17 protein-coding genes are annotated in these 23545 nt (G+C 70.3%); 6 read left to right on the top strand and 11 right to left on the bottom strand.

The window, feature by feature from the left end; genetic code table 11:
- Window positions 1-199 precede the first annotated feature (199 nt).
- The 3 genes from ABZ382_RS35655 to ABZ382_RS35645 all read right to left on the bottom strand — a co-directional run bounded on the left by ABZ382_RS35655 (window position 200) and on the right by ABZ382_RS35645 (window position 3457).
- The gene (locus ABZ382_RS35655; RefSeq protein ID WP_357098478.1) at window positions 200-1390 is read right to left on the bottom strand and encodes a hypothetical protein; all 1191 of its coding nucleotides are present in this window, start codon (window positions 1388-1390) and stop codon (window positions 200-202) included.
- A gap of 173 nt (window positions 1391-1563) precedes the next feature.
- Entirely contained in the window at window positions 1564-2904 is a 1341-nt protein-coding gene (gene lat, locus ABZ382_RS35650) for an L-lysine 6-transaminase (RefSeq protein WP_357098475.1), read from the bottom strand.
- Window positions 2905-3004: 100 nt separating this feature from the next.
- A complete protein-coding gene (locus ABZ382_RS35645; RefSeq protein ID WP_040855781.1) occupies window positions 3005-3457 on the bottom strand; it encodes an Lrp/AsnC family transcriptional regulator in 453 nt (150 codons plus the stop codon).
- Between the two features lie 59 nt (window positions 3458-3516).
- Here ABZ382_RS35645 and ABZ382_RS35640 point away from each other — a divergent pair, with 59 nt between their 5' ends.
- Window positions 3517-5046, top strand: coding sequence for an aldehyde dehydrogenase family protein (locus ABZ382_RS35640; protein WP_357098472.1), 1530 nt, complete (start codon window positions 3517-3519; stop codon window positions 5044-5046).
- Here the strand turns inward: ABZ382_RS35640 and ABZ382_RS35635 are convergent, their stop codons facing one another.
- Both ABZ382_RS35635 and ABZ382_RS35630 read right to left on the bottom strand, forming a co-directional pair.
- Complete coding sequence (locus tag ABZ382_RS35635; RefSeq protein WP_357098470.1) at window positions 5047-5892, bottom strand: SDR family oxidoreductase; 846 nt, start codon at window positions 5890-5892, stop codon at window positions 5047-5049. It abuts the gene before it with no gap.
- Window positions 5889-6848, bottom strand: coding sequence for a patatin-like phospholipase family protein (locus ABZ382_RS35630; RefSeq protein WP_357098467.1), 960 nt, complete (start codon window positions 6846-6848; stop codon window positions 5889-5891). Before ABZ382_RS35630 ends, ABZ382_RS35635 begins: the two co-directional genes overlap by 4 nt.
- Before the next feature lie 69 nt (window positions 6849-6917).
- On the opposite strand from ABZ382_RS35630, the gene ABZ382_RS35625 reads away from it, so the two are divergent.
- Entirely contained in the window at window positions 6918-7553 is a 636-nt protein-coding gene (locus ABZ382_RS35625) for a TetR/AcrR family transcriptional regulator (protein WP_357098464.1), read from the top strand.
- Here ABZ382_RS35625 and ABZ382_RS35620 read toward each other — a convergent pair.
- Window positions 7501-8043, bottom strand: a complete 543-nt coding sequence (locus ABZ382_RS35620; protein WP_357098461.1) for a histidine phosphatase family protein — start codon at window positions 8041-8043, stop codon at window positions 7501-7503. The two genes, ABZ382_RS35625 and ABZ382_RS35620, sit on opposite strands and share 53 nt — an antisense overlap.
- A 112-nt stretch (window positions 8044-8155) precedes the next feature.
- Here ABZ382_RS35620 and ABZ382_RS35615 point away from each other — a divergent pair, with 112 nt between their 5' ends.
- The 3 genes from ABZ382_RS35615 (at window position 8156) to ABZ382_RS35605 (ending at window position 14514) form a co-directional block, all read left to right on the top strand.
- Complete coding sequence (locus ABZ382_RS35615) at window positions 8156-12937, top strand: ATP-dependent helicase (RefSeq protein ID WP_357098458.1); 4782 nt, start codon at window positions 8156-8158, stop codon at window positions 12935-12937.
- A gap of 63 nt (window positions 12938-13000) precedes the next feature.
- Window positions 13001-13771: a DNA-formamidopyrimidine glycosylase family protein gene (locus ABZ382_RS35610; RefSeq protein ID WP_357098455.1), complete on the top strand. Its 771-nt coding sequence runs from the start codon at window positions 13001-13003 to the stop codon at window positions 13769-13771.
- A gap of 104 nt (window positions 13772-13875) precedes the next feature.
- A complete protein-coding gene (locus ABZ382_RS35605; protein ID WP_357098452.1) occupies window positions 13876-14514 on the top strand; it encodes an NAD(P)-binding domain-containing protein in 639 nt (212 codons plus the stop codon).
- A gap of 67 nt (window positions 14515-14581) precedes the next feature.
- Here the strand turns inward: ABZ382_RS35605 and glpD are convergent, their stop codons facing one another.
- Window positions 14582-16330 carry a glycerol-3-phosphate dehydrogenase gene (glpD, locus tag ABZ382_RS35600; RefSeq protein WP_357098449.1) on the bottom strand — a complete coding sequence of 583 codons (1749 nt, stop codon included), beginning with the start codon at window positions 16328-16330 and terminating at the stop codon, window positions 14582-14584.
- Between the two features lie 93 nt (window positions 16331-16423).
- Here glpD and glpK point away from each other — a divergent pair, with 93 nt between their 5' ends.
- The gene (gene glpK / locus ABZ382_RS35595) at window positions 16424-17920 is read left to right on the top strand and encodes a glycerol kinase GlpK (protein ID WP_357098446.1); all 1497 of its coding nucleotides are present in this window, start codon (window positions 16424-16426) and stop codon (window positions 17918-17920) included.
- On the opposite strand, the gene ABZ382_RS35590 is transcribed toward glpK, so the two are convergent.
- The 4 genes from ABZ382_RS35590 to ABZ382_RS35575 form a co-directional block, all read right to left on the bottom strand.
- Entirely contained in the window at window positions 17905-19086 is a 1182-nt protein-coding gene (locus ABZ382_RS35590) for a PLP-dependent aminotransferase family protein (protein ID WP_357098444.1), read from the bottom strand. The genes glpK and ABZ382_RS35590 overlap by 16 nt on opposite strands.
- A gap of 133 nt (window positions 19087-19219) precedes the next feature.
- Complete coding sequence (locus ABZ382_RS35585) at window positions 19220-20359, bottom strand: hypothetical protein (RefSeq protein WP_357098441.1); 1140 nt, start codon at window positions 20357-20359, stop codon at window positions 19220-19222.
- 102 nt (window positions 20360-20461) lie between these two features.
- Window positions 20462-21703, bottom strand: a complete 1242-nt coding sequence (locus ABZ382_RS35580) for a hypothetical protein (protein WP_357098438.1) — start codon at window positions 21701-21703, stop codon at window positions 20462-20464.
- Window positions 21704-21898: 195 nt separating this feature from the next.
- Window positions 21899-23302, bottom strand: a complete 1404-nt coding sequence (locus ABZ382_RS35575; protein WP_357098435.1) for an NAD(P)H-quinone dehydrogenase — start codon at window positions 23300-23302, stop codon at window positions 21899-21901.
- Window positions 23303-23545 lie beyond the last annotated feature (243 nt).

Genomic DNA, 23545 nt, shown 5'->3' with positions numbered 1-23545 from the left:
TCGTAATCCAGTCGGGGCTACTCGCGAGTACGGTTATTGACTACCCGCCAGTTAAAACCCGCTGGTAGAGCAGCATATCCGGCTCTTCCACCGGGCAAACTCGAACAATGTTCAATAGTGGATCTCGCCAGTCATCCCGGCCAGCTTTTGGCGGGGTCCACACTTCGGTTCACCGCGCGTCGCCGGAACCGGCGACGGCTCAACGCATTACGCCCGTGTGGCCCGTCGAGTAGCGGCCCGGCTGCGGCCAGATGGTGAGCCCATGCGCCCCGCGGCCGACCGGAATCCGGGCCAGCAGCTTCCAGTCGACGATGTCGATGGCGTACACCTCGCCGTGGTTGCGGCCCGAGACCCAGAACACCCGCCCGTCCGCGGACAGGTTGCCCATATCGGGGCTGCCGCCGCCGGGGATGCGCCAGGTGTCGGCCAGCCGTCCGGTGGCGAAGTCCCAGACCGAGATGCTGCCCTCGCCGCGGTTGGTGATGAGCATCCGCTTCGAGTCGCGGGTGATGTAGAGGCCGTGGGTGCCGCGGCCGGTCTCGACGAAGCCGGTGTTGTCGAAGGTCCGGGCGTCGAAGACGTAGATGCCGCCCGCCATCATGTCGGCCACGAAGAAGGTGCGGCCGTCGGGCGAGAGCTTGACGTCCTGCGGCATGCCGGACGACCCGCCGGGCAGGTCGATCATGCGCAGCAGGCTCAGGCCCGCGATGTCGACCACGGCCATGCGCCCGCCGAATTCACAGCTGACCAGGGCGGTCCGGCCGTCGGCGGTGAAGTCCATGTGATTGACGCCCTGGCATTCGGGCACCGCGATGTCGTGGAGTTTCTGCCAGCCGTGCGGGTCGTAGAAGTCCAGGGAGCGGTCGGCCTCGGCGACGACCAGGGCGTATTTGCCGTCCGGGGTGAAGTACATGTTGTACGGGTCGCGGACGGGGATCGGGTCGCCGGGCTTGCCGGTGCGCGGGTCGATGGGCAGCAGGCTGCCGCCGCCGATGGGCAGATCGTTGTTGGCGTAGAGCGTCTGCAGGTCGTAGGAGGGCACGACGTGCTGGGGTTCGCTGCCGCCGGAGGGGTAGCTGTCGACGACCTCGAAGGTGGCGGGGTCGATGACGGTGATGGTGTGCGACTCGCTGTTGGGGACGTAGACCCGGGTGGGCTGTCCGGCGACGGCGGGGCTCAGTTCCCGGGTGGCGGCGTAGACGTCGGTGGGTGAGAGCGGCGGCGGCATGCCGGGCAGTAATCGCGGGGCGTCCGCGGCGGCGGGGACCGCGCCGGGCGGGGTGGACGACGGAGTGGCGGTGGGCGATGCGGGCCCGGGGTCACCATTCGAGCAACCGGCCAGCATCGCCACCGCGAGAATCAGACCCAGACGTGCACGGCGCGCGATCACAGGCCGCACCGTGCCATACGCGCATTGCGGTGAGCTGACATGTCGTCGAATAGTAGGCGGCGACACGCACGTTCGCGGCGAGATAACGGAGTGTCGTGTCACGCCACGCAGTTCCGGCAAAAGCGATCATCGAGCAAATGAAGGCGAGCCGGACCGCGCGTCCGGCTTGCGGCTCAACCCAATACGCGACCGAGGGCGGCTACCGCCTCGTCGAGTTCCGCCTCGGTTACCGTCAGCGGCGGGCGGAAACGGATGCCGCGTTCCCCGGTGCCGAGGATCAGCACGTGCTCTTCCTCCCGCAGCCGGTTCACCACGTCGTTGCGCCGCTGCGCGGATTCGAGGGTGATGGCGCACATCAGGCCGCGACCGCGCGGATCGGTGACTTCCGCATGGACGATGGACAATTCGGTGAGCCGGGCCAGCAGCCGGGGGCCGAGTTCCCGAGCGCGGTCCACCAGGCACTCGTGTTCGATCACCTCGAGGATCCGCCGGGCCCGGACCATGTCGGCCAGGTTGCCGCCCCAGGTGGAGTTGAGGCGCGAGCTGACGTGGAAGACGTTGTCGGGCACCTCGTCCACGCGGCCGCCCGCCATGATGCCGCAGACCTGGGTCTTCTTGCCGAAGGCCACCACGTCGGGTTCCAGTCCGAGCTGCTGGTAGGCCCAGGTGGTGCCGGTCATGCCGACGCCGGTCTGCACCTCGTCGAGGATGAACAGGGCGTCGTGTTCGCGGCACAGCGCCTGGACGGCGCGCAGGAACTCCGGCCGCAGGTGCCGGTCGCCGCCCTCGCCCTGGATCGGCTCGGCGATGAAACACGCTATGTCGTGCGGGTTTTCGTCGAAGGCGCGGCGGGCCTGATCGAGGGCGTGCCGTTCGGCGGCCTCGATGTCGGGGTGGTCGGGACCCACGTACGGGGTGTCGATGCGCGGCCAGTCGAACTTCGGGAAGCGCGCGGTCTTCACCGGATCGGTGTTGGTGAGCGAGAGCGTGTAGCCGCTGCGCCCGTGGAAGGCCCCGGTCAGATGCAGCACCTTGGTGCCGAGTTCGGCTGGGCGCCCGTGGCTTTCGTTGTGCCGGGACTTCCAGTCGAAGGCGGCCTTGAGGGCGTTCTCGACGGCGAGCGCGCCGCCGTCGATGAAGAACAGGTGCGGCAGACGCGGATCGCCGAGCACGCGCACGAAAGTGTCTACGAAGCGCGCCATTTCGACGGTGTAGATGTCGGAGTTGCTGGGCTTGTTGAGCGCGGCGGTGGTGAGGCCGGCCAGGAAGGGTTTGTCGCCGAGCAGGGCCGGATGGTTCATGCCCAGCGTGTTGGACGCGAAGAAGCCGAACATGTCCAGGTAGGAGGTGCCGTCGCGGGCGTCGACCAGTCGGAGTCCACGGGATTCGCGCAGATCCAGTACGAGGTCGAAGCCGTCGGCGAGGATGCTCGCCGACAGGATCTCATGCACCCGGGCGGGGGTGACAAGGGTGGTTTCGGCGGCCGCCCCGAGCCGATCGAGTCCGAGGGTCACGCCCTCAGCGTAAATGAATTTTTACGGCAATGCCCGTAAGTTCCGGAACAATTACGTCCGTAACCGTGTCGTCATCCGAATGTCTTCGGCCTGACCGGGGCTACTTGTCATAGAATGTTTGCAGAATGATGGTGCTTCGCGTCCTGACATTGGCCGTAGCGCGGATCTCCTGCAGCAGCTGCTCCAGGTGTCTGGGCGAGGCCACCCGCACCATGAGCATGTAGCTCTCGTCTCCGGCCACCGAATGACACGCCTCGATGCCCGGAATGTGCTGCAGCAGAGCGGGAGCGTCATCGGGTTGCGACGGGTCGAGAGGAGTGATCGCGACGAAAGCCGACAGCATCTGGCCCAGCGCCTCGGGATCGACGTTCGCCGTGTAGCCGCGAATCACGCCCCGCGCCTCGAGCCGCCGCACCCGCGACTGCACCGCGGACACCGAAAGGTTGGCCTTCTCCGCCAGATTGGACAGGGTGGCGCGACCATCGGCAATCAGCTCACGGATCAGCAGTCGATCGATGTCGTCGAGTACAAGTTTCGCCGGTGTATCCGCCATCAGCGAAGGCTAACGCAGCGAAACGAACTCGGTTGCCGGAACCCAACCTGGAGCATGTAATGACTCACGCACTGACCGAGACCGCGACCCGTGAGCTCCGCGAGCGGACGGAGGCGCTGCTGCGCCGGCTGGGCGTCGACACGCCCGAGCCGGGTGAGCTCTCGGCCCGAACCCCGATCACCGGCGGTGAGCTGATCACCCTGCGCGCGAGCGACTCCGCCGCGGTGGACGCCGCCATCGGCCGGGCGCACGCGGCCTTCCGGGACTGGCGGACGGTCCCGGCGCCGCAGCGCGCGGCGGTGGTGCGGCGGCTGGCGGCGCTGCTCACCGACCATCGGGACGACCTGGGCGAACTGGTCACCCTGGAGGCGGGCAAGATCGGCGCAGAGGCCCGCGGCGAGGTCCAGGAGATGATCGATGTCTGCGAGTTCGCCATCGGGCTGTCGCGGCAGCTGTACGGACGGACCATGCCGTCGGAGCGGCCGGGCCACCGGCTGATGGAGACCTGGCATCCGCTCGGGGTGGTCGGGGTGATCTCGGCGTTCAACTTCCCGGTCGCGGTGTGGGCGTGGAACACGGCCATCGCGCTGGTATGCGGGGACACGGTGGTGTGGAAGCCGTCGGAGACGACGCCGCTGACCGCGCTGGCCTGTCACGCGCTGCTGCGCCGGGCGGCGGTCGACGTGGGCGCGGATCCCGAAGTGCACCAGTTGATCCAGGGCCCGGCGACGGTCGGCGAGCAGCTGGTGGACGATCCGCGGGTGGCGCTGGTGAGCGCGACCGGGTCGGTGCGGATGGGGCAGCTGGTCGCGCCGCGGGTGGCGGCCCGATTCGGGCGCTGCCTGCTGGAGCTGGGCGGCAACAACGCCGCCATCGTCGCGCCCTCGGCGGATCTGGAGCTGGCCACCCGGGGCATCGTGTTCGCGGCCGCGGGCACCGCCGGTCAGCGCTGCACCACCCTGCGCCGATTGATCGTGCACGCCGAAGTGGCCGAGCCGCTGCTGAATCGGATTTCGGCGGCGTATCGGCAACTGCGCGTGGGTAATCCGCTCGAGGAGGGCGTTCTCGTCGGGCCGCTCATCAACGAGCGGGCCTACGACGGCATGTGCGCGGCGCTGGATCGGGCACTGGCCGACGGCGGCGAACTGCTGTGCGGTGGTGAGCGTTTCGAGGGGCCAGACGAGAACGCCTTCTACGTCCGCCCGGCCCTGGTGCGCATGCCCGCGCAGACCACGGTGGTGCGGGAGGAGACCTTCGCGCCGATCCTCTACGCGATGACCTACCACGATCTGGACGCGGCCATCGAGCTGCACAACGCGGTGCCGCAGGGCCTCTCGTCGTCGATCTTCACCCGCGATCAGCGGGAGGCGGAGCGCTTCCTGGCCGCCGACGGGTCGGACTGCGGCATCGCCAATGTCAATATCGGCACCTCGGGGGCCGAGATCGGCGGCGCGTTCGGCGGCGAGAAGCAGACGGGCGGTGGCCGCGAGTCCGGGTCGGACTCGTGGAAGGCGTACATGCGCCGGGCCACCAACACCGTCAACTACTCCACCGAACTGCCACTGGCACAGGGCATCCGGTTCGAGTAGCTAGTCCTCGGAGCCGATCGCGCGCACCTGCTCCTCGTACCGCGCCCGCACCTGCTGGTCGGCGGGGTGCAGGGCGCGGTCGCCGTTGAACAGCCGCCGGACCAGCCGGACCGCGGGCTCGGGCGCGGCGGCCAGGGCGACGTCGATGGGGCCCAGGTAGTTCGGGACGGCGACCTCGGCGCGCCGGCTGCGCACGGTGCCGACGACCGCCGCGGCCACATCCTCGGGATCCACGGTGGGCATGCCGCCGCCCAGGGCCAGGCCCGAGGACAGCCGGGTGCGCACCGCCGACGGCATGACGCAGCTGACGCTGACACCGTGCGGCGCGAACTCCAGGCGCGTCGCGGCGGACAGGCCGACGGCGGCGAACTTGCTGGCGTTGTAGACGGCCAGGCCCGGGATCGGGATCTTCCCGGCCAGCGAGGCCACGTTCACCACGTGCCCGTGGCCGCGCTCGATCATGCCGGGGACGACGGCGCGCATGCCGTGGATCAGACCCCAGACATTGACGTCCATGGTGGTGTGGCCCACCGTGTCCGATTCGTCGAGGAAGGCGCCCGCCGGCATGACGCCCGCATTGTTGACCAGGATGTCGATGCGACCGAAGTCGGCGACGACCTTGTCCCACCGCGCCCGGTCCCGCACGTCCAGCTCGAACGCCTGCGCGTCGATTGCGGCCGCGGCGGCCTGGGCGGCGGCGATGTCCACGTCGGCGATGGCGACCTGCGCGCCCTTGCTCGCGAACAGTTCGGCCGCGCACCGGCCGATGCCGCGACCCGCACCGGTGATCAGGACCCGCGCACCGGCGAGATCGATGGCGGGGTAACCGTTTCCGAGGATGCTCATGCGAAAACTCCCTGTTCGACCCGGCCGCGGAGGCTGCCGAGACTGTGTTCGAAGGTGGGGAGACGGCGGCGGCCGTCCATGAAGTTCGGGCCCATGACCGCGAGGTCCTCTGCGGTGGCGTCGAGGCGCAGCACCTTGACCCCGCTCGCGCGCAGCAGGGCGATCTCGGCATCGAGCTTCTCGCTCATGCGGTTTCGCAGCTGCCGTTCGACGAAGTGGCCCGCGCTGGTGACGGGCAGGCGGCCGGTGGAGGCCATCGGCGTGATCACCACGACCTCGTCGAGCCCGGCGGGGATGAGCAGGTCGACGGAGGCGGTGGAGGCCGCGCCGCCGTCGACGAAGTGGCGTCCCGCGATCGGAACGGCGGGGAACCAGCCCGGGATGGCCCACGAAGCCCGCAGGGCCGCACCGAGATTCGCGTCCGGCGCGGACGGCGATCCGAACGCGACGCGTTCACCGCCGGCATTGTCCATGGCCACCAGCCAGGTCGCCGGGTGCTGCACCCAGTCGCGGCCGGGGTTGAGGCGTTCGGCCAGGGACTGCAGCCAGCCCGGGTCGCCGCCCCCCAGCGGCAGCAACCCGCTGCCCGCGGTGAGCAGGGCGTGCCCGTTTCCGGGGCGGGCCAGCAGTTCTCGGACCGCGCGGCCGGGCGCGCCCAGGCGCGGGCGCGGCAGCGGCGGGAATCGTCCGGGCTCCGAACGCATGTGGGCGGTGAGGATCGGGTTGGCCGAGGTGCCGCGCTGCATGGCGACCAGCTCGTCGACGCCGATCCCGCTGCCCAGCATGGTGAGCGCTTCCGCGCCGGCGGAGGTGCCGATCATGACGTCGGCGGTGCGGGGATCCCAGTCCAGAACATCCTGGACGGCGGCGAGCGCGGCGACGATCCAGGCCATCCCGACGGTGCCGCCGCAGCCGATGGCCAGGCCACGTCGCTGTGCCCCGTTCCTATAACTCATATTTTCGCACACTAGCAGTTTTCGAATACCGCCGGTATCCCAAATCTGCGAGAACCTAGAATCTCCCCCATGGCACGACTGACCAGGACCGAGAGCCAGGCCCGCACCCGCGCGGACCTGCTCGCCACCGCGCGCGACATGTTCCTGACAGACGGCTACGCCAAGACCAGCCTGGAACGGGTGGCCGAGGAGGCCGGGTACTCCAAGGGCGCGGTCTACTCGAACTTCCGCACCAAGTCGGCGCTCTGCCTCGAGGTGCTGGCGCTCATCCACGAGACCAAGTTCGGGGAGATCACCGAACTGCTCGCGGGCGACGAGACCTTGGAAACGCGGCTCGACCGCTTCCAGGGCTGGGCCGAACGCACCCTCGGCGATGTCGGCTGGACCATGCTGGAATTCGAGTTCGCCATCGTGGCCCGCGACGATCCGGCACTGCAGGCCGCCCTGGTCTCGAATCTGAGCCTGATGCGCGGCACGGTCGCGGCGCAATTGCAGGGACTGGCCGACTCCACGGGCCTGACCCTGCCGATGCCGCCGGAAGACGCCGCCACCGCGGTGCTGAGTCTCGGTCTGGGACTGGGCATTCAGCGCGCCATCGATCCGAGCCTGCCCGCCCGGCTGCTCACCGACGCCGTGCGCGCCATGCTGCTGGCTAGCGGAAGTGCAGCGTCCATTCGCCGCGATAGTGCAGCCGGGTCACGCTGATCGGCGGAACGTCGATGCGCCAGAACGAATTCGCGGGCGCGTCCAGGGTGACCAGCAGGGCGGCGCGGATCACCGCCGGGTGCGTGATGGCGATGGTCGGCTCGCCGTCGAGGGCGATATCGGCGAGCCACTCCCCCGTGCGCTCGATGACGTCGACGACCGCCTCGCCGCCGTGGCCGCGAAAGTTCGGATCGGTGAGCCAGAGGTAGAGGTCCTCCTTGGGGACGGACATGAGCTCACCTCCGCGCCACGCCCCCGCGTCGAGGTCGCGTAATCGGTCGTCCTCGTCACCCATCAGGCCCATGAGGGTGGCGGTCTCGACGGTGCGGCGCTCGGGCGCGGTGATGACGCGCGCGGCATGCAGCCGCCCGCACGAGGAGACCGCGCGGCGCCCGGCTTCGGTGAGGGGTTCGTCGACGGGGAATCGTGCCTTGCGCATGGCCTCGGTCATACCGTGACTGACCAGGTCCAGCCGGAGCACCTTCTGCACGGTCCGAAGCCTACGCGCGGGGCCGGGGGCCGCGGCGGGATTGCCTGCCCTTCGCTCCGCGCCCACGCCCCGGTTCGCGGGCTCTGTCGGTGGGCGGGTGCAGACTGGGACGATGGATCGGTTCTCGCCCGCGACTCGAGAGTGGTTCGACGGCGCCTTCCCCGCGCCGACCGCCGCTCAGCTGGGGGCCTGGGAATCCATCGCGGCGGGCCAGCACACGCTGGTGATCGCGCCCACCGGGTCGGGCAAGACGCTGTCGGCGTTCCTGTGGGCCATCGACCGCCTCGCCACCCGCGAACCCGAGCCGGGGCCGCGCAAGACCTCCGTCCTCTATATCTCGCCGTTGAAAGCGCTGGCGGTGGACGTGGAGCGGAATCTGCGCGCGCCGCTGGTGGGGATCACGCAGACGGCGAAACGGCTGGGGGTGGCCGCGCCCGAGATCCGGGTGGGGGTGCGGTCGGGTGACACCAGTGCGGCGGATCGGCGGGGCATGCAGCGCACGCCGCCGGACATTCTGATCACCACGCCGGAATCGCTGTTCCTCATGCTCACCTCGGCGGCGCGGGAGACGCTGAGCGGGGTGCACACGGTCATCGTCGACGAGGTGCACGCCATCGCGGGCTCCAAACGTGGTGCCCACCTGGCGCTTTCACTCGCCCGGCTGGATCTCCTGACCGCATCGCCCGCACAACGCATCGGGCTGTCCGCGACCGTGCGGCCGCCGGAGGTGGTGGGCCGGTTCCTGGTCGGGAGCGCGCCCATCACCATCGTCGCGCCGCCCGCGCCCAAGACCTTCGACCTGTCGGTGCGGGTGCCGGTGGCGGATATGACCGAACCCGATGCGGGAGCCCAGGATTCGGATCAGCCCGGCTCGATCTGGCCGCACGTGGACGAGGCCATCGTGGATCTGGTGCTCGAGCATCGGTCGTCGATCGTGTTCGCGAATTCGCGGCGGCTCTCCGAGCGGCTCACCGCCCGTTTGAACGAGGCGTACGCGGCGCGGATCGGGGAATCCGTGGACACCGAGCACGCGCCGCCCGCGCAGCTCGGGGCGTCCACCGAGGTGATCCACGGCGCCACAACGCTTCTCGCGCGGGCCCACCACGGGTCGGTGAGCAAGGAGCAGCGGGCACTCATCGAGGACGACCTCAAGAGCGGGCGGCTGCGGTGCGTGGTCGCGACCAGCAGCCTCGAACTCGGCATCGACATGGGCGCGGTGGATCTGGTGGTGCAGGTCGAGGCGCCGCCGTCGGTGGCCTCCGGATTGCAGCGGGTCGGCCGGGCCGGGCACCAGGTGGGCGAGATCTCGCGGGGCGTCATCTTCCCCAAGCACCGCACCGATGTCATCCACTGCGCGGTGGCGTCGCAGCGCATGGTGGCCGGGCAGATCGAGCAACTCCAGGTTCCGCTGCATCCGCTCGACATCCTGGCGCAGCAGACGGTCGCGGCCTGCGCGCTGGAACCCATCGACGCCGACGCCTGGTTCGACACCGTCCGCGGCACCGGAAGCTATGCGGCGCTGCCCCGTTCGGCCTACGAATCGGTGCTCGATCTGCTGGCGGGCCGCTACCCCTCCGACGAGTTCGCCGAACTGCGGCCCCGCATCGTGTGGGACCGCGACGCCGGGACGCTCACCGGCCGTCCGGGGGCGCAGCGGCTGGCCGTCACCTCCGGCGGCGCGATTCCCGATCGCGGCCTGTTCCCGGTGTTCATGGTGGGCGAGAAGGCCTCCCGCGTGGGCGAACTCGACGAGGAGATGGTGTACGAGTCCCGGGTGGGCGATGTGTTCGCCCTGGGTGCGACCAGCTGGCGGATCGAGGAGATCACCTTCGACCGGGTGCTGGTGACGCCCGCGTTCGGGCTGCCCGGCCGGTTACCGTTCTGGCACGGCGATTCCCTGGGCCGACCGGCCGAACTCGGCGCGGCCCTGGGCGAATTCGTGCGGCACGCCGGCCAGGAGGTCGAGAAGACCACGCGGGCCCGCAAGTCCGCGGCGGACTCCGAGGTCGAAACCGTCGCCCTGCAAGGCGGATTGGACGAGAACGCGACGGCCAATCTGGTGGCGCTGCTGGCCGAGCAGCGGGAGGCCACCGGTCAGCTGCCCACCGACAAGACGCTGGTCGTGGAACGCTTCCGCGACGAACTCGGCGACTGGCGAGTCGTCCTGCACTCCCCGTACGGGCTACCGGTGCACGCGCCGTGGGCGCTGGCGATCGGGGCGCGACTGCGGGAACGGTTCGGGGTGGACGCCGCGCCCACGCCCTCCGACGACGGGATCGTGGTCCGGCTGCCGGACACCACCGATGATCCGCCCGGCGCGGAACTGTTCGTCTTCGAGACCGACGAGATCGACGACCTGGTCACCGAACAGGTCGGCGGCTCCGCGCTCTTCGCGTCCCGCTTCCGGGAGTGCGCGGCCCGGGCGCTGCTGCTGCCGCGCCGCGACCCCGGCAAGCGCGCGCCGCTGTGGCAGCAGCGGCAGCGGGCCGCCCAGCTGCTGGATGTGGCCCGGAAGTTCCCCGAATTCCCGATCCTGCTGGAGACGGTCCGCGAGTGCCTGCAGGACGTGTACGACCTGCCGTCGCTGCGGGATCTGCTGGGCCGGGTGGCACGACGGCAGATCCGGTTGGTGGAGGTGGAGACCGCCGCCCCGTCGCCGTTCGCGAACTCGCTGCTGTTCGACTACATCGGGCAGTTCATGTACGAGGGCGACAGCCCGCTCGCCGAACGACGCGCGGCCGCACTGTCCCTGGACTCCAGTCTGCTCGCGGAGCTGCTCGGCCGGGTCGAGCTGCGCGAGCTGCTCGATGCCGCCGTCCTCGAACAGACCGAGCGGGAGTTGCAGCGGCTCACCCCCGAACGTCATGCCCGGGACATGGAGGGACTCGCTGACCTGCTGCGGCTGCTCGGGCCGTTGACCGCCGAGGAGGCCACCGAGCGATGCGTGGACGATCCCCGGGAGTGGTTCGCCGAACTCGTGAAATCGCGCCGCGCGCTGGAGGTTTCCTTCGCGGGTTCGCGGTGGTGGGTGGCCATCGAGGACGCCTCCCGGCTGCGCGACGCGCTCGGCGTCCCACTGCCCATCGGCGTCCCAGCGGCTTTCATCGAACCGGTCGCGGACCCGCTCGGCGATCTGATCGGCCGCTACGCCCGCACCCATGGACCGTTCACCCTGGCCCAGGCCGCTCACCGCTTCGGCCTCGGCCCGGCCGTGGCGGCGACCGCCCTGCACCGGCTGGCCCTCGAAAAGCGCGTGGTGGAAGGCGAATTCACGCCCGGCGCGGCGGGCACCGAATGGTGTGACAGCGAAGTCCTGCGCCGGCTCCGCCGCCGGTCGCTCGCCGCCGCCCGCAAGGAGGTGGAGCCGGTCGCCACCGCCGCGCTCGGCCGCTTCCTCCCGTCCTGGCAGCACGTCGGCACCGGCGAACTGCGCGGCGTCGACGGCGTGGCCGCGGTGGTGGAACAGCTGGCGGGCGTTCCGATCCCCGCCTCGGCGTGGGAGTCGCTGATCTTCCCGCTGCGGGTCCGCGACTACTCCCCCGCCATGCTCGACGAACTCATGGCCACCGGCGAGGTGATCTGGTCCGGCCACGGCTCCATCACCGCCAAGGACGGCTGGATCGCCCTGCACCCCGCCGAGCAGGCGGGTCTCACCCTGCCCCCGCCCGACGACATCGACCTGACCGAACGGCACATCGGCATGCTGACGGCCCTGGGCGCCACCGTGATCGGCGGCACCCTGCCCCCGACCGGTGGTTCACCCGGGCGGACCGGTGCGCTGAGCTCGGATGACGCGGATGGCCGCGGCGACAGCGCTGGTTCCGGCGGCGAGGGCGCCGAGCTCGTCGGCGTCTCGCTGCCGAGAGGTGAGTACCAGGTCGTCACGGGCAGCACCGGAGGCGCGTACTTCTTCCGGCAATTGCTGGACAGCGTCCGCGGCCCGATCCCTTCCGGCCACGCTGCCGGTTCCGGCGGCGGCTCCGATCCGGCGGGCGGGGCCGAGGAGGCCGCGGTGACGGCGGCGCTGTGGGATCTCGTGTGGGCCGGTCACATCGGCGGCGATACCTTCGCCCCCGTGCGCGCGCTGCTGGCGGGTACCGCGCGCACCACCACCGCGCATCGGACTCCCCGGCGCGCGCCCCGCGGCAGGATGTATCTGCCGCGCGGCGGGATGCCCGCGCGCACGTCCTCCCCCCAGGTGGCCGGGCGCTGGTCGCTGCTGCCGGAGCGGGTGGCCGACACCACGGTTCGCGCCCATGCCACCGCCGATGTGCTGCTGGAGCGGTACGGCGTGCTGACCCGCGGTTCGGTGCAGAGCGAGGGAGTGCCGGGCGGGTTCGCGCTCATGTACCGGGTGCTGACCGAGTTCGAGGACCGGGGGCGCTGCCGTCGCGGCTACTTCGTGGATTCGCTGGGCGGCGCGCAGTTCTCGACCACCGATGTGGTGGATCGGCTGCGTTCGTTCGACACCGATCGGAGTCGCTCGGCGGGAGACGGCTTCGCGCACGAACCGGTGGGCAAGGCCGTGGTGCTGGCCTCCTGTGATCCGGCCAATCCGTATGGCGCGGCGCTCCCCTGGCCCAAGGCCGCGGCCGAGGGCGCGGGACATCGGCCGGGCCGGAAGGCGGGCGCACTGGTGGTGCTGGTGGACGGCGAGCTGGCGCTGTATCTGGAGCGCGGCGGCAAGACATTGCTGACCTTCACCGAGGATCCGGCCGTGCGGACCGCCGCGGCCACCGCCCTGGCCGGACTGGTCCACGACCGCCGCGTCGATTCCCTGGTGATCGACCGGGTGAACGGGGAATCCGTGCACGGCAACACCTTCGCCGGTTTCCTCACCGAGGCCGGGTTCGCCGCCACGCCGAAGGGCTTCCGCCTGCGGAGCCGCCCGTGAGGCGCACGACGCGCCCGGCGACACTACGCCCGGTGTCCTCGGCGGCAGCCACGGGTGGCGGCCGTGCCTGAAGGCGATGCGGTCTTCCACACCGCACAGCGGCTCCGCAAGGCGCTCGACGGCAAGGTGTTGACGCGCAGTGACTTCCGGGTGCCCCGGTACGCGACGCTGGATCTGCGCGGGCAGCGGGTCGAGAGTGTCGGCACCTACGGCAAGCATTTGTTCGTGCGGACGCCCGAGCTGAGCATTCACACGCATCTGAAGATGGAGGGCGAGTGGCGGGTGTTCGCGCCCGGGCAGCGGTGGAATCGGCCGGGGTTCACGGCGCGGCTGGTGCTGGGCGCGGCGGACGCGGAGGCGGTCGGGTTCTCGCTGGGGCTGGTGGAGGTGCTGCGGCGGACTGAGGAGCACACCGTCACCGACCATCTCGGGCCGGATCTGCTCGGGCCGGAGTGGGATGCCGACGAGGCGGTGCGCCGGTTGCTGCGGGAGCCTTCGACGCCGATCGGGGTGGCATTGCTGGATCAGACCAATCTGGCCGGGATCGGCAATATCTACCGGAGTGAGATCTGCTTTCTGCGGCGCGTGCACCCGGTGACACCCGTCGGCGCGGTCGATGATCTGCCCGGGCTGGTGGACGAGGCGCATCGGGTGTTGATGCGGGCGGCGCACGAACCGCCTTGGCGGGCACTGGCTTACGGTCGTCAGCGGCGGCCGTGCCGGCGCTGCGGCGCCAACCTGGTCGTGCATCTGCTCGGTGACGACGCGCACGCCGATCGGGCCGAACGGGGCATCTATTTCTGTCCGCGCTGCCAGCTCCCACCGGACAGCTGACCAGCTCGTACCGGGCGGGCAGACCGCCGCGCACGGTGACGAGCGGATTTCAATGGCCTCGAAAGGTGTTCCCGGGCTGGGTTTCCGGGCCTAGGGTGGGCGGCATGAAAATCGGAATCCTGGGCACCGGGGCGGTCGGACGCACCCTGTCGGCGCGGTTGGCAGAGCTGGGACACGATGTGGTGATCGGCACCCGCGATGTGGCTGCCACCGAGGCGCGGTCGGAGGATCCTTTCCCGGCCCCGCTGGCCACCGCGGCGGAGGCGGCCGCCGGCGCGGAGTTGATCATCAACGCGACCGCCGGGCAGGCGAGCGTGGTCGCGCTGGACGGCGCGGGGGCGGCGAATCTGGCGGGCAAGGTGGTGATCGACGTGTCGAACCCCCTGGACTTCTCGCAGGGGTTCCCGCCGTTCCTCGCGGTCTGCAATACAGATTCGGTCGGCGAGCGGGTGCAGCGCGCGTTCCCCGAGGCACGGGTGGTGAAAACGCTCAACACCGTGACCGCCGAGGTGATGGTGCATCCGGAGCGGGTGGCGGGCGGCGACCACACCATGTTCGTGTCCGGCGACGACGGCGCCGCCAAGGCCGTCGTCACCGACCTGCTGCGCGAATTCGGCTGGGACGACATCGTCGATCTGGGTGACATCACCACCGCCCGCGGCACCGAGATGATGCTGCCGCTGTGGGTGCGGCTCATGGGTGCGCTGGGCACCACGGAGTTCAATTACAAACTGATGCGCTGAACGAACCGGCGCGCTGAACAGCGAACCGGCGCCGCGGAATCCGTGGCGCCGGTTCACCGGACAGGTCTCAGACCGACTCGGGCTGGTTGATCGGCACCGGGTCGAGCACTTCGCGCCGCGCCTCGGGCGCCTCCGAGCGCAGCGCGTCGGCGGCGGCGTCGTCGGGCTGGGTCTGGGATTCGACCTCGGCCCGCACCCGGGCCTGGTACACGCTCACCTCGCGTTCGATATCGGCCTCGGACCAGCCGAGCACCGGGGCCACCAGCCGCGCCACCTCGTCGGCGGAATCCACGCCGCGGTGGGCGTATTCGATGCTGATGCGGGTGCGCCGGGCCAGGATGTCGTCCAGGTGCAGGGCGGCTTCGGCGGCGGCCGCGTAGACGGCCTCGACCCGCAGGTAGCCGGGTGATTCGGTGATCGGTTGCAGCAGATCGGGTTTCCCGGCGGCCAGCCCGAGCACCTCGTCGATGAGAGAGCCGTACCGGTTGAGCAGGTGCTGGATCCGGTACGGGTGGACGCCGTACTTCTCGGCCAGGTGCGGGGTCTGGTTCATCAGCGCGTGGTAGCCGTCGGCGCCGAGCAGCGGCACCTTCTCGGTGATGGTGGGCGGAACCCGGCGCGGAATGTACTGTGCCGCTTCGTCGACGGCGTCGTAGGCCATATTCCGGTAGGTGGTGTACTTGCCGCCCGCGATGGCGACCAGGCCGGGCGCGATGCGGGCGACGGCGTGTTCGCGGGAGAGTTTGGAGGTCTGGTCGCTCTCCCCGGCCAGCAGCGGCCGCAGGCCCGCGTACACGCCGGTGATGTCGGCGTGGGTGAGCGGCGTGACCAGCACCTCGTTGATGCGGGTGAGCAGGTAGTCGATATCGGATTTGGTGGCGGCGGGGTGCGCGAGGTCGAGGTTCCAGTCGGTGTCGGTGGTGCCGATGATCCAGTGGTCGGTGCTCCAGGCGATGACGAAGAGCACGGACTTCTCGGTGCGCAGGATGATCGAGGAGTCGCTGGCGATGCGGTCGCGCGGCACCACGATGTGCACGCCCTTGGACGCTCGTACATGGAATCGCCCGCGTTGCTTCGCGAGAGCCTGGAGCTCGTCGGTCCAGACGCCGGTGGCATTGATGACGACGCTGCCGTGCACGTCGGCGGTGCGCCCGTCCTCGCTGTCGCGGACCTTGACGCCGACGACCCGGTCGGCCTCCTTGAGGAATCCGACCACCTGGGTTGAGGTGCGGATGACCGCGCCGTAGTGGGCGGCGGTGCGGGCCACGGTCATGGTGTGGCGGGCGTCGTCGACGACGGTGTCGTAGTAGTTGACGCCGCCGGTGAGGGTGTCCCGCTTCAGGCCCGGGGCCTGGCGCAGGGCGGCGGACCGGGTCAGATGATGCTGTCCGGGAACCGATTTCGCGCCGCCCATGGTGTCGTAGAGGACGAGACCGGCGGTGACATAGGGCCGTTCCCAGCCGAGGTGGGTGAGCGGGTAGAGGAATTTGAGCGGCTTGACCAGGTGCGGCGCGAGGGTCGACAGCGCCAGTTCCCGCTCCTTCAGCGCCTCGCGGACCAGCCCGAATTCCATCATCTCCAGGTAGCGCAGGCCACCGTGGAACATCTTCGAGGACCGGCTGGAGGTGCCCGACGCCAGGTCGCGGGCCTCGACCAGGGCGACTTCGAGCCCCCGGGTGGCCGCGTCCAGGGCGATGCCCGCGCCGACCACGCCGCCGCCGATCACGATGACGTCGAAGGTGTCCTTGCCGAGTTGTCCCCACGCAGCTTCGCGCTGCTCGGGGCCGAGGAACTGCGATCGCGGTTGATTCGTCATACGGAGACTCCTCCGGGCTATTTTTCGGCTACCCAGCGCTACCGTAGCCCACACTAGCCCGGCGGCCGGGCTGTCGTCGGTTAGCCTCGATCAATGCGTCGCTATGTGGCCGCCATCGATCAAGGCACGACGTCGAGTCGTTGCATCGTCTTCGATCAGCAGGGCCGAATCACCGGAGTCGCCCAGCGGGAACACGAGCAGATCTTCCCGAAACCCGGATGGGTCGAGCACGATGCCGAATCCATCTGGCGCAATACCGAATCCGTGATCGCCGAGGCACTCGAAGCCTGCGGAATCGGGGCCTCGGACGTGGCGGCCGCCGGGGTCACCAACCAGCGCGAGACCACCGTGGTGTGGGAACGCGCCACCGGCAAGCCGATCCACCACGCCATCGTCTGGCAGGACACCCGCACCGCCGACCTGACCACCCTGCTGGCCGGCGACCAGGGCCCGAACCGGTACGCCGACCGCACCGGACTGCCGCTGTCCACCTACTTCGCCGGACCGAAGCTGCGCTGGATCCTGGACACCGTGCCGGGCGCCCGGCCCCGCGCCGAGTCCGGTGAACTGTGCTTCGGCACCATGGACAGCTGGATCCTGTGGAACCTGACCGGCGAGCACATCACCGACGTCACCAATGCCTCGCGCACCATGCTGATGGATCTGCGCACGCTGAACTGGGACCCGCGGATCTGCGCCGAGTTCGACATCCCGATGGCCATGCTGCCCGAGATCCGCAGCAGCTCCGAGGTTTACGCGCCCATCACCTCCGGCGCGCTGGCCGGGGTCCCGGTGGCCGGCATTCTCGGCGACCAGCAGGCCGCCACCTTCGGACAGGCCTGCCTGTCCCCCGGCGACACCAAGAACACCTACGGCACCGGCAATTTCATGCTCATGAACACCGGCACCACCCCGGTGTTCAGTGAGCACGGCCTGCTCACCACGGTCTGCTATCGGCTGGGCGACCAGCCCGCCGTGTACGCGCTGGAGGGCTCCATCGCGGTGACCGGTTCGCTGGTGCAGTGGCTGCGCGACAATCTCGGCATCATCTCCGCGGCCGAGGAGATCGAACCGCTGGCCCGCACCGTCGCCGACAATGGCGGCGCGTACGTGGTCCCCGCCTTCTCCGGCCTGTTCGCCCCGCGCTGGCGGCCGGACGCGCGGGGCGTGGTGGCGGGCCTGACCCGCTTCGTGAACAAGGGCCATCTGGCACGAGCGGTCCTGGAGGCCACGGCTTTCCAGACCCGCGAGGTCATCGACGCCATGCGCGCCGACGCCGACGCGCAGCGGCTGGACGTCGAGAAGGTGACCCTGAAGGTGGACGGCGGCATGGTCGGCAACGAACTGCTCATGCAGTTCCAGTCCGACATCCTGGACGCCACGGTGGTGCGTCCGGTGGTCACCGAGACCACGGCGCTGGGCGCGGCCTACGCGGCGGGCCTGGCCGTCGGCTACTGGTCCTCCACCGACGACATCCGGGCCAACTGGGCCGAGGACAAGCGGTGGACCCCGACCATGCCGGCCGCCGACCGCGACCACCTGCTGCGGGAGTGGAACAAGGCGGTGGAGCGCACCTACGGCTGGGCGTGAGCCGCGGCCAGCCGATCGACCGCCTGCTCGAGCGTGGCTTCCCCGGAGGTGGTGAAGCACAGCCGCATCGAGCGGGTGTAGTCGGTGGAGACGGCGAAGGCATTGCCGGGCACGTAGGCGACGCCCGCGTCCAGGGCGCGCGGCAGCAGGGCGGTGGTGTCGGTGCCGTCGGTGAAGTCGACCCACACGAACATGCCGCCGGAGGCGTCGGTGCTGAGCACGCGGTCCCCGAAGCGGGACCGCACCGCGCCGACCAGCGCCTTGGCCCGGGCGCCGTACACCTGACGCACCGAATCCACGTGGGCGGCAAGCCAATCGGTGTCGGCCAGCAGGTCGGCGGCGATCTGCTGGGTGAGGGCCGAACCGCACAGGTCCGCGCCCTGCTTGAGCAGTTCCACCGCGCGGCAGACCTGGGTGGGCGCGATCATCCAGCCCGCGCGCAGCGTGGGGGCCAGGATCTTGGACGCGCTGGACAGGCGAATCACCTGGGGCGAGTAGGTCGCGACCGGCGCGGGGGAGGGCCGATCGAACCAGAGTTCGCCGTACGGGTCGTCCTCGATGATCCAGAAGCCGTATTGCTCGGCCAGCTCGGCCAGCTCGCGGCGGCGCTCCGGGACCAGGGTGACCCCGCCCGGATTGTGGAAGTTGCTGACCGTGTGGACCACGGCGGGCCGCTCACCGGCGGCCAGGAGCTCGCGCAGCGCGTCGACGCGCATGCCCTCGGAATCCAAGGGAACGGCCTCGATTCGCGCCCCGGCGGCCCGGAAGACCTGCAGCGCACCGACATACGCGGGATCCTCGACCACGACGAGCGCGCCCGGATCCAGCAGCACCTCCGACAGCAGCGACAGCGCCTGCTGCGAGCCGTGGGTCACGAAGATCTCCTCGACCGCCACCGGGCGGCCCAGCCGGGCGGACTCGCGGACGGCCAGCACCTCGCGCAGCGGACCCCAGCCGGGCGACTCGGTGTACTGCAGCCGGGCGCGGTCGGACAGGGCGGCATCGGCGGCCGCGGCGATGCGGTCGCGGGGCATGAGTTCGGCGTCGGGCAAACCTCCGGCCAAGCTGATGATGTCCGCGCGCGAGGTGAGTTTGAGCAGGTCACGGATCGCCGAGCTCTGCAGGCCGTCGAGCCGCCGCGCGAGGGGCGGGAAGGTCGCGGACATGAACCACCTCCGAGGGAACGCCGGGGTATGCGAAACCCCACCATGTCACACGGAGACCAGGATATGAAATCACTGTCCCAAATATTGAGACATCGGGTCCAGTTTCCAGGGCCTGGACCGGACCTGTCCGGGTCTACTCGATGGACTGGATCAGATGCTTGCCGTCGACCACCGCGGTGATGATGTGCTCCACGTACACCTCGGTGGTGCCGTCCACCCGATGCTCGGTGATGTCCACGTCATAGGCCTCCGGGCCGGTCTCGACGATCTTCAGGCAGTAGGTCGTCCCGGGCTTGAGCGGATCGATGCCCTTGGCCTGCATGACCTCGGCGGGCGCCACCGTGGTCGCGCCGGGCACCACGAACGAGTGCGCCTTCACCCCGCTGCGGTCCACGTAGAAGGCGTACTGGAAGCCGAGGATGGCGTCCACGCCGCTGCCGGTGCCGCCCGCGCCGTTGCCGATGGTGAGCTTGCCGTCCCGCTTGGCCGGGCAGCTCAGCGCCGCCACCGTGGGCGAGGGCTTGCCGGTGGTGACCCCGGCCGTCGGCGCGGTGTCGGTGCCGCCCCGGGTCAGCGCGAAGGTGACGCCGGCGGCCACCGCGAGCACGGTCACCGCCGCACCCGCGATCAGCCCGATCTTGCGCCACGAACGCGGCTCCGGTTCCGGTTTGCGTTGCGGGGCGGTGATTTTCGGCGCGAGCGCCTTGGCGATCGGATCGTCGGCCCAGGACAGCGACTCCTCCGGCCCCGCCGCCGATTCCACGGGCGGCGCGGGCGGGAAACCACTGGGCGCGGACCGCCACCAGGAGTCGGCGGACCCGTCGGCCTCGGCCGGAGCCGAATTCCGTTCCGCGGCTACCGAATCCGCCTCGGGGATCCTGGTCGTCCGCTCCACGTCCACGGCGGCCGATTGTGGCCCGCCAGCCGGGATCTTGACGGTCTCCTCGACGTCGGGGGTAGCGGGAACCTGCGCGACGGGGTTCACGGCCGGATACTGGCCCGTGGACGGCCCGGGCACCGCCGGATACTGCCCGGTGGCGGGCTGCCACGCGTCGGGGGCCCGATACTGCGGCGGCGCGCCCGCGGGGCGCCAGGCCAGATCGGGACTCTGCGGACCCGGAGCCGGACTCCAGCCCGGGCCGTCGGCGACCGGGGCCGGACCGAAATCATTGAGGGACGGCCCGAAATCATTGAGCGAGGGCCCGAACTCGGACTCCGGCGCTCCCCCCTCGGATGCCTGACGGTCCGCGGATTCGTCCTTGCCCGAAACCATCACCCGTCCTTTCGCCACAGACACGTGGGGCGGTCGCTACCGACCGCCCCACGCGACGACACTGCTTCTACCGGCACCGTTCCCGGTGTGTTGAACGGCCGGTCAGTACTGGACCGAACCACCCGTCTGCGCGGTCACGCCACCGATGTCGATCGACTGCGACGGCCGCTCGCCTTCGGGGAGCCTACCAATCTGAGCCGCCGCCTCGAGCACCGTGGCGCCGCCCGGGAGCAGGCGAATGAAGTTCTCGGCATTGGCCTTCGCGGCATTGGCCGCGGCGGTGTCCAGCACGAACTCGACCTTCTGGTCGTTGTCCGGGCCGCTGCCCGCGAACGCCGTCACCTTGATCTGGTTGACCGTGGTGAAGTCCAGCGACATGCCGGCCTCGCCCAGCCCGCCCGGCGTGGTGTAGCCGATGGTGCCGACGTAGCCGTCCAGGTTGCTGAAGTGGTGGGTGTTGGCGGCCCAGCCCGGCAGCACCGCCCCGCCGTCGAGGTTGACCCCGAGCTCGGAGTGCGGACCGGCCATGGCGACCACCGGGGCGGCCGGGGCCGCGTCCACCGCGGGCGACTGCCACTGCGGCTTCGCCTGCGGGGTGACCGTCTGCGGGCCGGTCATGGTGTTGGCGTCCGGGTTCTGCGCCGGAGTGGTGACCGCCGGATCCGCGCTGCGGTCGTTCGGCTTGACCGGCTGGGTGCCCGGCTGCGCCGGCACCGTGGTGCCCGGCTGGGTCGACGGCGGGGTGGCCGCGTCCTGCTGCGGGGTGACGACCGCGGGCTGGGCCGGGGTCGACTGGCCCGGCACCGGCAGCGGCGCCACGCGCGGCACGGTCACGCCCGGCTGCGACGGGCGCACCGACTTCGGCTGACCCGGGGTGACGCCCGCGGGCTGCGCGCCCTGATCGTTCTTGGGGGCGTTGGCATCCGGCTTCGGGGCGTTCGCGTCCGGCTTGGGCGCGTTGGCGTCCGGCTTCGGGGTGTTGGTGGCGTCGGGCTGGGTCGCGCCCTGCGGCTGACCCGAATCCGGCTTGTCCGCACCGTTGTCCGGCGCGGTGTTGTTCGGCGTGGTGGGGGTGGTGACGCCCGGCTGGCTCTGCTGCGGCTTGGTGGTGCCCGGCTGCGTCTTCTCCGGCTTGGGCGCGGGAACCGACTGCGCCTTCGGGTCCGGGGTGGGGGTGTCGGCGGGCGGCTGCGTGCCGTCGGGCTGCTGCTGGTCGGCCGGTACGGCGCCCGGGTCGGCAGGGGCGGCGTTGGCGGGCGCGGACAGCAGCGACACCACCGCGGCCGCACCGGCCAGCGTCAGGGAGGTGCTCGCCTTGATCCGACTCGGCTTGCGGTGCTTCACGTTTCGCTCAATTCCTTCGTCCCTCGGCGGCACGATCAGCCTGGGCATCGAAGAGCACCGAACGGAGGGAAACGATCACCCCCGATACGTAACACTCGCGACCGCCCTGCCGATCGCTTCCGCCGCGAACTTAATCACAAGGGAGACAAGGCAGCAAGACGGGCCGGTAACAAAGGGGTGCGAAACACGTTGCGGCTAGTCCAGATCGTCGTGCCGCATGAGCTGCCGCGCGGCCTCGGTGACCGATCCGGTGAGAGAGGGATACACCGAGAAGGTCTGCGCCAGGTCGTTCACCGTGAGGTTGTTCTGCACCGCCAGCGCGATCGGCAGGATCAACTCCGACGCGATCGGCGCGACCACCACGCCGCCGATCACCACACCGGTCGCGGGCCGGCAGAAGATCTTCACGAAACCCCGTCGCAGGCCCGACATCTTGGCCCGCGGGTTGGTGTTCAGCGGCAGCATGACCGTGCGCGCGGGGACCTCGCCCTCGTCGATGGCGGTCTGCGCGACGCCGACCGTCGCGATCTCCGGGCGCGTGAACACGGCGGAGGCAACGGTCTTCAGGCGAATCGGCTGCACGCCCTCACCCAGCGCGTGATACATCGCGATGCGGCCCTGCATGGCGGCGACCGAGGCCAGCGGCAGCAGGCCGGTGCAGTCGCCGGCGGCGTAGACGCCGGGCGCGGTGGTCCGCGACACCCGGTCCACGCGCAGGAAACCACCCTTGTCGAGTTCGATGCCGAGCCGATCCAGGCCCAGCCTGTTGGTGTTCGGGACCGAACCGACCGTCATGAGCGCGTGGGTGCCGGTGACCGTGCGGCCGTCCGACAGCTTCACCACGATGCCCTCGGCGGTGCGCTCCACCGCGTCCGCGCGGGCGTGCTTGACCAACTCCACACCGCGCTCGGCGAGCGCCTCCTCCAGCACCAGCGCGGCGTCGGCGTCCTCACCGGGCAGCACGCGATCCCGGCTGGAGACCACCTTCACCTGCACGCCCATCTCGGTATAGGCGGAGACGAATTCGGCGCCGGTGACACCGGAACCCACGACCACCAGGGTCTCGGGCAGGTCCTGGAGGTCGTAGAGCTGACGCCAGTTCAGGATTCGCTCACCGTCGGGCTCCGCGCCGGGCAGTACGCGCGGGCTGGCGCCGGTGGCGATCAGCACCACCTCGGCCTCGATGACCCGCTGCTGGCCGTCCGCCAGGGTGGCCTTCACCAGGTGGGTGGCCAGCCCGGGGGCCTGGTCGATGAGTTCGCCGTAGCCCGACAGCACGGTCACGCCCGCGGTCATCAGCTTGGCGCGGATATCGGAGGACTGCGCCTGCGCGAGCGCCTTCACCCGGGAGTTCACCTCGGCGAGACGCACCTGCGCCTGCGAGGGATGCACGGTGATGCCCAGGTCCCGGGCGCGGCGCAGATCGGTGCGCACGCCGGTGGAGGCGATGAAGGTCTTGGACGGCACGCAATCCCACAGCACGCACGCGCCGCCGATGCCGTCACTGTCGATCAGCGTGACCGGCGCGCCGTGTTGTGCCGCTACCAGTGCCGCCTCGTAACCGGCGGGACCGCCACCGATGATCGCAATGCGGGTCATTTGTCCTCCGCTCGAGCTCCGGCCCCGGGATCTCCGTTGCCGGTACCTAAACTTATCCGCCCAGCTCCTTGCTGCTTTAACCGCATCTCCGGAGAATTTTGTCACTGTGGCGCATCCCATTCGCGAAGGTCGCGTGTCATGGCCGGAGAGTCGCGTGAACCCGGTGCCGCCACCGGGCGAAGGGCGTCCGAACGGCAGTTTTACGCAATCCGGCGATCTCGCGGCAATCGGTCATGTAGGGAT

This window comes from Nocardia sp. NPDC005825 (genome assembly GCF_040630175.1).
Taxonomy (GTDB): domain Bacteria; phylum Actinomycetota; class Actinomycetes; order Mycobacteriales; family Mycobacteriaceae; genus Nocardia.
This window is presented reverse-complemented; position numbering and strand designations above follow the sequence as displayed.